At 55.8% G+C, this 9,902-nt stretch carries 14 protein-coding genes; all 14 read left to right on the top strand.

Going from position 1 to position 9,902, the window contains the following annotated elements:
* Position 1 precedes the first annotated feature (1 nt).
* The 14 genes from DC522_RS21085 (at position 2) to DC522_RS21150 (ending at position 9,543) form a co-directional block, all read left to right on the top strand.
* Complete coding sequence (locus DC522_RS21085) at positions 2–1,036, top strand: flagellar hook-associated family protein (protein ID WP_116530594.1); 1,035 nt, start codon at positions 2–4, stop codon at positions 1,034–1,036.
* Between the two features lie 17 nt (positions 1,037–1,053).
* Positions 1,054–1,401, top strand: coding sequence for a flagellar biosynthesis regulator FlaF (gene flaF / locus DC522_RS21090; protein WP_116530595.1), 348 nt, complete (start codon positions 1,054–1,056; stop codon positions 1,399–1,401).
* Entirely contained in the window at positions 1,398–1,820 is a 423-nt protein-coding gene (flbT, locus tag DC522_RS21095) for a flagellar biosynthesis repressor FlbT (RefSeq protein WP_116530596.1), read from the top strand. Before flaF ends, flbT begins: the two co-directional genes overlap by 4 nt.
* A gap of 14 nt (positions 1,821–1,834) precedes the next feature.
* Complete coding sequence (flgD, locus tag DC522_RS21100) at positions 1,835–2,230, top strand: flagellar hook assembly protein FlgD (RefSeq protein WP_116530597.1); 396 nt, start codon at positions 1,835–1,837, stop codon at positions 2,228–2,230.
* Between the two features lie 2 nt (positions 2,231–2,232).
* On the top strand, positions 2,233–2,499 hold the full coding sequence (locus DC522_RS21105; RefSeq protein ID WP_116530598.1) for a flagellar biosynthetic protein FliQ: 267 nt from the start codon (positions 2,233–2,235) through the stop codon (positions 2,497–2,499).
* Between the two features lie 125 nt (positions 2,500–2,624).
* Positions 2,625–4,700: a flagellar biosynthesis protein FlhA gene (gene flhA / locus DC522_RS21110; RefSeq protein WP_116530599.1), complete on the top strand. Its 2,076-nt coding sequence runs from the start codon at positions 2,625–2,627 to the stop codon at positions 4,698–4,700.
* Positions 4,697–5,449 (top strand): flagellar biosynthesis protein FliR, encoded by a 753-nt coding sequence (gene fliR, locus DC522_RS21115; RefSeq protein ID WP_116530600.1) that lies wholly within the window; start codon positions 4,697–4,699, stop codon positions 5,447–5,449. The genes flhA and fliR overlap by 4 nt, the downstream gene beginning before the upstream one ends.
* 6 nt (positions 5,450–5,455) lie before the next feature.
* Positions 5,456–5,854, top strand: coding sequence for a hypothetical protein (locus DC522_RS21120; RefSeq protein WP_116530601.1), 399 nt, complete (start codon positions 5,456–5,458; stop codon positions 5,852–5,854).
* Positions 5,855–5,899: 45 nt separating this feature from the next.
* Positions 5,900–6,334, top strand: coding sequence for a rod-binding protein (locus tag DC522_RS21125; RefSeq protein WP_116530602.1), 435 nt, complete (start codon positions 5,900–5,902; stop codon positions 6,332–6,334).
* 10 nt (positions 6,335–6,344) lie between these two features.
* Positions 6,345–6,689, top strand: a complete 345-nt coding sequence (locus DC522_RS21130) for a flagellar protein FlgN (protein ID WP_116530603.1) — start codon at positions 6,345–6,347, stop codon at positions 6,687–6,689.
* The gene (locus DC522_RS21135; protein ID WP_245444390.1) at positions 6,686–7,135 is read left to right on the top strand and encodes a hypothetical protein; all 450 of its coding nucleotides are present in this window, start codon (positions 6,686–6,688) and stop codon (positions 7,133–7,135) included. The genes DC522_RS21130 and DC522_RS21135 overlap by 4 nt, the downstream gene beginning before the upstream one ends.
* Before the next feature lie 53 nt (positions 7,136–7,188).
* Positions 7,189–7,572 (top strand): PleD family two-component system response regulator, encoded by a 384-nt coding sequence (locus DC522_RS21140; RefSeq protein WP_116530604.1) that lies wholly within the window; start codon positions 7,189–7,191, stop codon positions 7,570–7,572.
* A 4-nt stretch (positions 7,573–7,576) separates the two neighbouring features.
* On the top strand, positions 7,577–8,692 hold the full coding sequence (locus DC522_RS21145; protein ID WP_371680134.1) for a chemotaxis response regulator protein-glutamate methylesterase: 1,116 nt from the start codon (positions 7,577–7,579) through the stop codon (positions 8,690–8,692).
* Entirely contained in the window at positions 8,689–9,543 is an 855-nt protein-coding gene (locus tag DC522_RS21150) for a protein-glutamate O-methyltransferase CheR (RefSeq protein WP_116530606.1), read from the top strand. The genes DC522_RS21145 and DC522_RS21150 overlap by 4 nt, the downstream gene beginning before the upstream one ends.
* Positions 9,544–9,902: the final 359 nt, after the last annotated feature.

Here is a 9,902-nt window from a genome sequence, read left to right on the forward strand (position 1 = left end):
CATGAAGACAACGTTCATCTCCTCCACCACTCTCTGGAATTCGCCCAGATCGACGCTCGACAAGCTCCAGTCCGAACTTGTGAAGGCGAATAAGGAAGTCGTGACCGGGCGCCATATGGATGTTGGTCTGGCACTCGGACGCAAGACCGGGAAAACACTTTCTCTCCGTCAGGAAAGAGCCGCTCTTGATGCTTTGACCGACAGCAATACTTCGGCGACGCTCCGGCTCAAATCGACCTCGGCAGCACTCGACCAGGTTCGTACCGTGGCCGACAACTTCAAGAATGCCCTGGTCGGAATGCATGTGGGGTCGCAGGACGTTCCTCTCATTCAAAGCCAGGCCAGGGCCAGTTTGAACAAGCTGGTCTCGAACCTGAACGAGAATGTCGGAAACCAATTCCTGTTTGGTGGTGTGAACTCTAAAGTTCAGCCCCTCAAAGCCTATGATGCCGGTCCTCAGGCAGCCATCAACAAGGCGTTCCTGGACCACTTTACCTTCCCGCAAACCGATGCGCAGGTGGCGGATATCACGCCCGCCCAAATGCAGGCTTTCATTGAGGGGCCACTCGCTGATCTCTTCGAAACTCAATGGCACGGCACATGGTCCAACGCCTCGGATCAAAACATCCAAAGCCTGATTTCTCCTGCCGAGAGAGTTGAGACATCCGCCAACGCAAATGAGACCGCTTTCCGACAGCTGGCAATGGCTTACACGATGACCTTTGATCTTGGGATTGCAGGTCTCAACAATCAGACAAGATCATATCTCCTCGACAAGGTTATCGGGACGCTCGGTGAGGGCGTTTCCGGAGTGACCGAGCTCCAGGCCGACCTCGGAACGGCCCAGCGGAAGATCGATGACGCTAACGAGCGGATGGGTCTTCAGAAAACGTTCTTTGAGGAGAGGATCACGAACTACGAGGCCATTGATCCCGCTGAGGCGAAAGTTCGAGTCGATCAACTCTCGACTCAGATCCAGACATCTTACTCCCTGACTGCGCAACTCAATCAACTGAGCTTGATCAATTTCATTTAACGGCAGGAAAAGTGTAAATGTATCAGTTCTCCTACTCTGAAATCCTCGAGGATTCGTCGAAAGACTGCCGGCAACGCGAGTACGATCTCTTCGAACGAGCCATCACCCTCTTGCGCGCAGCAGAGGGATTTCCGTCTCAATCTCCGGAGATGCTCGGCGCAATCGTTTTTCTCCAGCGCCTTTGGACCTTTCTGATCAAGGATCTTGGACATCCCGAGAATGCATTGCCCGACAAGCTGAAAGGCCAGCTGATCTCGATCGGTCTTTGGGTGATGAAGGAATCTGATCTCGTCGTTCGTGGCGAGCACAATAATCTCAATGCTCTTATCGACATCAACGTCCTCATCAAGGATGGCCTGAAATGACTGCGAAGATGCGTTTCTCTCTCAAGGCCGGCGAACGGATTTTTATCAACGGCGCCGTTCTGACGGTCAGCCAGAAGGTCACCTTGAGCCTCCTCAACGACGCCCGATTCCTTCTGGAAAGCCACGTGCTCCAGCTGGCAGAGGCTACGACCCCGATGCGGCAGCTCTATTTCGTGGTGCAAGCTCTCCTCATCAATCCTCAGGAAGAGGAGCAGGGGATGATAGCCTTCCACAAGATCTATGACGCCCTGCTCGTGGTCACATCCGATGAAACCACAAAGGCTCAGTTGAGGAATATCGGAGGTCTTGTCGCCCGGAAGCGGACCTTCGAAGCGCTGAAAATGATCAGAGGGCTCTTCGAAAAACTAGAGTTCCAGCCTGCATCCACAAGCGTGGTAATGCCCGAGAAGGCTGCTTAGCCCGGAGTCGAGAAATGAATGTCAGTTCCGTTGCATCTGCGGCTTACAATCAGCAAACATCTGCCGGCGAGAAGACGTCTACCGTCAGCTACGACAATTTTTTGAAGCTGTTGATGACGCAGATGAGGAACCAGGATCCTACGGATCCGATGAAATCGACGGAGTACATGGCTCAATTGGCCACGTTCTCCCAGGTCGAGCAGACCGTGAAGAGCAACGAGAAGCTCGATGCCCTGCTTTCGTCCTTCGCCCTATCTCAGGCCGACAGCGTGATCGGGCGGACGATATCCTCGGCCGACGGTACCATTTCGGGCAAAGTGGAATCAGTGATGATCACCAGCGATGGCGCCGTTGCCAAACTGTCGAATGGAGACCGGGTCCTGCTCGGCCCCGGCATCGTGATCAGCTGACGATGAACGAAATTGATGCTCTCGAGCTGGTCCGTGCGGCGATTTGGACTGTCATCATCGGCTCCGGGCCAGCGGTCTTGGCCGCGATGGTGATTGGCATCGTGATCGCCCTGATCCAGGCTCTGACCCAGATTCAGGAAATCACTCTGACCTTTATTCCCAAGATTATTGCCATCCTGGTCGTCACGCTTCTCACAGGATCGCTGGTCGGATCCCAGATCTATGCCTTCACGGAGTTGGTTTATGGACGAATTGTTACAGGGTTCTAGAATAGCGAAGGCCCTGAGAAGCTGCTGCGAAGGAGCAAGAGCCTAGCAAGACGCGAGGCGACCTTCGCGCAAGCTTCATGGCGCATGTGTCAGACGGATGGTTGGCTCGCCGAAGGGAGAGACACATGGCGTCTAGCGACATGATGGTAAAGGACCGCGGCCGGGATGTGATGTTCGCCGCAGGCGTCGTCGTGATCCTTGCGATCCTGTTTCTGCCGATCCCGCCCCTGGCTATCGATATGGGGCTCGCTTTCTCGATCGCCCTGTCGGTCCTCATCCTGATGGTGGCCCTGTGGATTCAGAAGCCCCTCGAATTCTCTGCCTTCCCGACCGTGCTCCTGATAGCCACTCTCCTTCGCCTTGCCCTTAGTATCGCCTCGACGCGACTGATCCTGTCTAACGGTCATCATGGCGTTGAGGCTGCGGGCCATGTGATCAGCGGCTTCTCTCGCTTCGTCATGAGCGGCGACTTCGTCATCGGTATCGTGGTCTTCATCATTCTGATTACCGTCAACTTCTTGGTGATCACCAAGGGTGCCACACGTATCGCCGAGGTCGGAGCCCGCTTTACCCTCGATGCGATCCCTGGAAAGCAGATGGCTATCGATGCAGACCTCTCTGCGGGGCTCATCGATGAGAAGGAAGCCCAGAGACGGCGACGTGAACTGGAAGAGGAGAGCGCCTTCTTCGGTTCCATGGACGGCGCTTCCAAGTTCGTTCGCGGTGAGGCCGTCGCGAGCTTGATCACCATCGCAGTCAACATCTTCGGTGGGATCATCATCGGCGTGACACGCCATGGCATGCCGCTTTCAAAGGCCGCCGACGTTTTCACCCAGCTGTCAGTTGGCGACGGCCTCGTCAGCCAGATTCCGGCGCTCGTGGTTTCTTTGGCTGCTGGCCTCCTCGTTTCCAAGGGCGGCACGCGTGGGCAGGCCCAGCAGGCGGTGCTGGATCAGCTTGGCGCCTACCCGCGTGCTCTGATGGTCGCTTCCGGAATGATGTTCATCTTCGCCATCGTTCCCGGTCTGCCGATGATCCCCTTCATGATGCTGGGCGGATTCATGGGGTTCGTGGCCTACAGCATTCCAAAGGTCCGAGCCGAGCAGGCGGCGAAAGAAAAGCTGAACCAGGAGCAGGAGCAGCAGAAGAACCTTCTGGAGGCGAGTGATACCGTGAAGGAGTCGCTCAAGATCGCGGAGGTTGAACTCTGCCTCGGCAAGCACCTATCTTCTTATCTGGCGAGCTCCCATGGAGACCTCGCCCATCGCGTCAAGAAGATGAGGAAGAAATTCGCCCAGGACTTCGGCTTCGTCCTCCCGGACGTCAAACTCTCCGACAGCTTCATGATCCCGGCGAAGAGCTACCAGATCAAGATCCATGGCACGGTGGTCGCAACGCATGAGATCAGACCGGGTGACCTTCTTGTCGTCCTTGGCGACGGTCCGGTTCCAGATGTGCCGGGAGATGAAGTGCGCGAGCCTGCATTCGGCATGAAGGCCCTCTGGGTCTCGGATGCCTATGCCGGCGAGATCAAGCGTCAGGGCTTCACGGCCGTGGACGGGGCATCTGTCCTGCTCACCCACCTCAGCGAGGTTATTCGCAACAATCTGCCCCAGCTCCTTTCCTACAAAGATGTTCGCAATCTTCTGGACGGGCTCGAGCCTGAGTACAAGCGTCTTCTCGACGATATCTGCCCGTCCCAGATTTCTTACTCCGGATTGCAGGCGGTGCTGAAGCTGTTGCTGGCCGAGCGCGTCTCGATTCGTAACTTAAGCCTGATCCTCGAGGCGATTGCCGAGATCGCTCCCCATGCCCGGCGGGCCGAGCAGTTGGTGGAGCACGTGCGGGTGCGCATGGCGCAGCAGATTTGTGGTGATCTTGCCGAAGGAGGCGCCCTCAATGTGCTGCGTCTGGGCAATAAATGGGATATCGCGTTCCACCAGAGCCTGAAGCGCGATGCCAAGGGGGACGTCATCGAATTCGATATCGACCCGCGCCTCGTCGAGCAATTCGGGGCGGAGGCTTCGGAAGCCATCAAGACTCGGATGGGTCAGGTCAAGAACTTCGCCATCGTGACAGCGCCCGATGCGAGGCCATATGTGCGCATGATTATTGAGCGCATGTTCTCGTCCTTGCCGGTTCTGTCTCATCTGGAGATCGCGCGAGGCATCGAAGTCAATTCGCTTGGTACTGTCGCGTGAGCCAAGTCGCCTCCGACACACTCCTTGGGATCTTCCTTATCTTCTGCCGCATCGGCGGATGTATGCTGATCGCGCCGGCGTTCTCCAGCAACAGGATACCACCTCAGGTTCGGCTCTTCCTGGCTCTGACCGTGAGCCTCGCCCTTGCACCCGTCCTGATGGATAAGATCCGTACCGGTATCGCTGGGCAGGCGCCAACAGTGACACTCACTTGGATTGGCACTGAGATGCTGGTCGGATTGCTGATAGGACTGCTTGGAAGAGTTTACTTCCTCGCCCTCCAAACGATGCTGAGCGCCGTATCTATGGCCATCGGCTATGGTGGCATGCCCGGAACCCCAATCGACGAAGCGGAGCCACTTCCCGCAATCAGTTCCCTCATCATGATGGTGGCAACGGCCGTCATCTTCCTGTCCGACCTCCACTGGGAGCTCTTTCGTGGGCTGATCGCCTCATATTCGCGCGTGCCGGTCGGTCAGGGCTTTGCCGTGCAAACTTCCTTGACGGAGCTGGTCGACCAGGTTGGGGTTGCCTTCGTGCTGGCACTGCGGATCAGCAGTCCGTTTCTGATTTACTCCGTCATTGTAAACCTCGTGGCTGGACTCACGAACAAGCTGACGCCGCAGATACCTGTCTTCTTTATCGCAACCCCCTTCGTGATGTTCGGAGGGCTGTTCGTCATGTACTTCGCAGCGCAGGATTACGTTCTGCTCTTCATCGAGGCCTTTACGGCATGGCTGCGGGACTGAAGGCCGATGAAACAGAGACTCAAGAAGATCGATAGGCTGATCAAGGTTCAGCAGCACCTTCATGAGAGTGCAGAGCTGAAACTCGCCAATCTCCACCGCCAGGAGAGCGAACTCAAAGCGGCCCAAGAAGAGACGCTCCAAACGATGGGCGATTCCGATGTTCTGCACGGTCTCTTTGTGGACATGTTGGCCAAGAGACTAAGGACGTTGTCTTTAGAAGAGAGTCGAACGCAGGTCGCCATCATCGAGCAAAAGGCACTCACAGTTGAAAAAGCCCTGCAGGTGAAACGCACGGAGAAAGTTTACTCGCGTCTCAAAGAGGATAATCGACGAGGTGAGGAGAAGAAAGGGCTGATCGCCATCCTTGAGAGCATGGCCCAAAAGGACAGCGCAAGCCTCCCGTAAGCCTCGTGGGCTAAAGTCTGGCTCAAGTGAAAAAGGAGGATCGCAATGGCGATCAGCCCCCCGTCAGACATTCTCAGCGAGGTTGCCAGAGCAGCAGATCCTGCGCGGTATCAGGCGGCCGCACAGAGCCTTCTGCAAGGCGCTGCCCCTGTCTCTGGGCTAAGCTTCGAAGACACTGTGCGCTCTGTTTCCGCTCGTCCCATTGGCGGTGGGGCAGACGTTTATCAGATCCGAAATTCTCTTCGAAACGATGCCGAATCTGCGGCAGCAGTCAAATCGAAGCGTACCGCGCAAGAGTTCGAGGCCTTCATTCTCCAGAGCTTCGTTGAATCGATGCTTCCGAAGAATGCCGAAAATGTCTACGGAAAAGGTAATGCCGGCTCCATCTGGAAGTCCATGATGGCGGAGCGGATCGGCGCGCAGGTGGCGAGGACCGGCGGCATCGGGATTGCAGAGCAAATTCTGGGCGTGAAAAAATAAGGAAGGTCGCATGTTGATGAAGTCATTGGACCGGCTTGAGGAGACGCTGGACCTCGAGACGGCAGCCCTGCTGTCTCGTGACTTGAAGAATCTAGACGAGTTCAACCGCCGCAAAAGCCAGAGCCTTTTAGAGATCAGCCGGATGGTGAGAGCTGCCGAGACTCTCGCGTTTGATGGAATTGCAGCGAAGCGATTCGAGAGGTTGAAAGCTAAGCTGGAGCGAAACCAGGAAATTCTGCAGCGTCACATGCGGGCGGTGCAGGAAATTTCGAGCATTATCTCTGGCGCTATTCAGGCTGCAGAGTCAGATAGCACATACTCGGTTCACATGGTGCGCGGGGGCTATGGCGCATGATCAGGAATGTCATGGCTGGCTTCTGGGTTTGCGCTGTCACGCTCGTTTCGTGCTACGCAGCTGTAACCTGGATGGTCGGCAGGGCGCCAGCAGAGGAGCAGCCGCATTATGAAGGATTGCAGTACAAAAAGCTCCCGCCCATGAACATCCCGATCATCGCAGAAGGCGCGGTTCAAGGTTATGTGATCGCTAATCTTGTGTTCACGGCCGATGCAAAGACTTTGCGGGAGATCTCCGTACCGCCAGAAGCTTTCATTCAAGACGAAGTGTTTCGCTATGTCTACTCGGACGAGACAATCGATTTCAGGAGGTTGTCTCGGTACAATGTGAATGGGATGATCGGCAATGTTAGAGACAGAATCAACAAGCGCCTCGGCGCCGATATCATCAAAGAAATTCTAGTCGAGAATTTCAACTTCATCGATAAATCCGACATCCGATCCTGATCTGCCTGCTTTAGAGCGCGATTTGGGGCCTTGCTGCCAGGGATATTGCTTTCATGAGCTATTGCTTGATTGTTGACGACTCGCGGACGATCCGGAAAGTCTCTCGTGAGATCGTCGAAAGCCTCGCATTCGAAGTTGCGGAGGCTGAGAACGGGGAGGTTGGGCTCTCGATGTGTCAGGCCAGAATGCCCGATGTCATTCTGCTTGATTGGAACATGCCGATCATGGATGGCTACAGCTTCCTCAAAGAGCTGAGAAAGTCTCCAGGTGGCCAGGCTCCGAAAGTCGTATTCTGCACGACAGAAAATGACATGGGGCACATTACCCGAGCGCTGGAAGCCGGTGCGGACGAGTATATCATGAAGCCGTTCGACAAAGACATTTTAGTTGCAAAATTCCAGGAGCTGGGCCTCCTTTCGGAAGCATTCTCTGTGTGATTCCATGCCAGCGGATCGCCTCGCACAACCTACTCCTATGCAAGCTCAACCAACACGTGTCATGATCGTGGATGATAGTGCGGTCATTCGCGGGATGATCGCGCGGTGGGTGACGGAAGCGGGCGGCTTCGATGTCGTCTGCACCGCGTCCAACGGGCGGATGGCTGTCGGTCTTGCCGAGCGACATAAGCCAGAGATTGTTCTTCTCGATATCGAAATGCCTGAGATTGACGGCTTAGCGGCATTGCCGATGATCTTGAAGGCTCACCCTGCTAGCAAAGTCATTGTAATCTCCACTCTGACACAGCGAAACGCGCAGATTTCACTGAAGTGCCTCTCCCTGGGTGCTGTTGATTATCTTGCAAAGCCTGAAAGCGCGCGCGCTGTGGATGCTGCGGCAGAGTTCCGGCGCGACCTCGTCGAGAAACTGAGAGCCCTAAGCGCCATGAAGCCGAGACAATTCCGCCCGAGTATTGTCCCGGTGCCGAATGTCCCTGCACCCATGCAGTCTCCTCTGCCAAAGTCAGGCAATGTACGGCCGCAATGTCTTCTCATCGGCTCTTCGACCGGTGGCCCAAGGGCTGTTGAGCGAGTGCTGCAGGATCTCAGGCCTGTTCTTGCCTCCATTCCGGTTTTGATCGTTCAGCATATGCCTGCGATGTTCACGGCGGTTTTCGCCGAACACCTGCAGACTTTGCTTTCGTTTCCCTGCCGTGAAGCGAAAGACGGGGACGGGATCAATGCGGGCACAGTGCTTGTTGCCCCGGGCGGACGTCATATGGGCGTGGTCTCAACGTCAGGAAAGCCCACGATACGACTCAGCGACAGCCCTCCTGAAAATTTCTGCCGTCCTGCCGTGGACGTTCTGTTTCGGGAGGCCGCTTCTGTCTTTGGAGGGGCTGCAATCGCGACGGTGCTGACAGGAATGGGTTCCGACGGAACGAGTGGAGCCCGTCATCTGGTCAAGGCTGGTGCAACCGTTGTTGCCCAAGATGAGCCGACGAGCATTGTCTGGGGTATGCCTGGAAGCGTCGTGAAAGCCGGCCTTGCCCACGAGATCCTTCCCCTTGATGCCATTGGCCGCTCATTGAGAGGCCTGATTGCCGGAGCCTCACGATGACCGAGATTGAATTTGAAGCTCTGCGCGCTTTTCTCAAGACACGGTCAGGGTTGGCCCTTTCCCCCGATAAGCGATACCTCGTTGAGAGCCGGCTTGCTCCCGTTTGCACCCGCTTCAGGGTCGAGAGCTTGTCTCGACTCATTTGGGAAATCAAATCGAGCCGGTCTCCTGCCCTTGAGAATGCAACTATCGAGGCAATGACGACCAACGAGACTTTCTTCTTCCGGGATAAGGCGCCTTTCGATCTCTTCCAGGATGTTCTGCTGCCGAGATTCCTCAGGGAGCGATCCGTCAGCCGGCGCCTGCGCATCTGGTGCGCGGCTGCATCAACGGGGCAGGAACCTTACTCGCTTGCAATGCTTCTCAAGGAAGCATTTGCCCGCATGTCGGGCTGGCAGGTGGAGATCATTGCAACCGATATCTCGAATGAAGTGCTCGAGAAGGCAAGGGCGGGTGTCTATAACCAGTTCGAAGTGCAACGCGGTTTGCCAATCAGGCTCCTCGTCAAGTATTTCACGCAGAAGGGCGATCAATGGCAGGTCGCACCTGAAATCCGCTCCATGGTGGATTTTCGCTATTTGAATCTCATCGAGGATTTCAACCGACTTGGGCAGTTCGACATTGTCTATTGCCGCAACGTGCTGATCTATTTCGACGTCGCGACGAAGTCGAATGTGCTTCGCAGGATTGCGCAGTTGATGGCATCGGATGGAGCTCTGGTGCTCGGAGCATCGGAGACGATCCTTGGCATCAGTGATGCGCTGTCGCTCGATCCGGCATATCGCGGGCTCTATACAAAGGCCCTTCCTACCGGAGCCCCTCACAGAACGGCCTTGGCTGGAACGCGCTGAATGCGCTGGCCTGATCAGATCGCTCGCCATCTCCCATGGCGAGCCCGCATGCATTTGTGCTTCCGCGCGAGCGGGAGCCTTTTGTGCCGCCGATTACTATCCTTAAAAGACTTTTAATAATAAAAGTACGTCCAATACTTCATTTCTGTGCTTGACGATTAGGGATGATTCGTCCATACACAGATCTATGGATGCAACGGGCGGGATGTTGAAAGCGCGGTGCATCGAGCAAGCACTATGGAGGCTCTTTAAGAGGGCATGGCATGACGCCACTCCATTTTACCGGTTGAGCCCGGATGTCATGTGAGCAGCGGATCGAGCTTTGCTCGAGGCATGATGCCGCTCCGCTGGGCCGGTTC

Origin of the sequence: Microvirga sp. KLBC 81, from assembly GCF_003075415.1 — a bacterium.
In the GTDB taxonomy this organism is placed as follows: Bacteria; Pseudomonadota; Alphaproteobacteria; order Rhizobiales; family Beijerinckiaceae; genus Microvirga.

Bases quoted from the DNA above. Each gene is read 5' to 3' on its own strand.
- DC522_RS21085 (WP_116530594.1), top strand. From the start codon at position 2: ATGAAGACAACGTTCATCTCCTCCACCACTCTCTGGAATTCGCCCAGA.
- flaF (WP_116530595.1), top strand. From the start codon at position 1,054: ATGTATCAGTTCTCCTACTCTGAAATCCTCGAGGATTCGTCGAAAGAC.
- flbT (WP_116530596.1), top strand. From the start codon at position 1,398: ATGACTGCGAAGATGCGTTTCTCTCTCAAGGCCGGCGAACGGATTTTT.
- flgD (WP_116530597.1), top strand. From the start codon at position 1,835: ATGAATGTCAGTTCCGTTGCATCTGCGGCTTACAATCAGCAAACATCT.
- DC522_RS21105 (WP_116530598.1), top strand. From the start codon at position 2,233: ATGAACGAAATTGATGCTCTCGAGCTGGTCCGTGCGGCGATTTGGACT.
- flhA (WP_116530599.1), top strand. From the start codon at position 2,625: ATGGCGTCTAGCGACATGATGGTAAAGGACCGCGGCCGGGATGTGATG.
- DC522_RS21120 (WP_116530601.1), top strand. From the start codon at position 5,456: ATGAAACAGAGACTCAAGAAGATCGATAGGCTGATCAAGGTTCAGCAG.
- DC522_RS21125 (WP_116530602.1), top strand. From the start codon at position 5,900: ATGGCGATCAGCCCCCCGTCAGACATTCTCAGCGAGGTTGCCAGAGCA.
- DC522_RS21130 (WP_116530603.1), top strand. From the start codon at position 6,345: ATGTTGATGAAGTCATTGGACCGGCTTGAGGAGACGCTGGACCTCGAG.
- DC522_RS21135 (WP_245444390.1), top strand. From the start codon at position 6,686: ATGATCAGGAATGTCATGGCTGGCTTCTGGGTTTGCGCTGTCACGCTC.
- DC522_RS21140 (WP_116530604.1), top strand. From the start codon at position 7,189: ATGAGCTATTGCTTGATTGTTGACGACTCGCGGACGATCCGGAAAGTC.
- DC522_RS21145 (WP_371680134.1), top strand. From the start codon at position 7,577: ATGCCAGCGGATCGCCTCGCACAACCTACTCCTATGCAAGCTCAACCA.
- DC522_RS21150 (WP_116530606.1), top strand. From the start codon at position 8,689: ATGACCGAGATTGAATTTGAAGCTCTGCGCGCTTTTCTCAAGACACGG.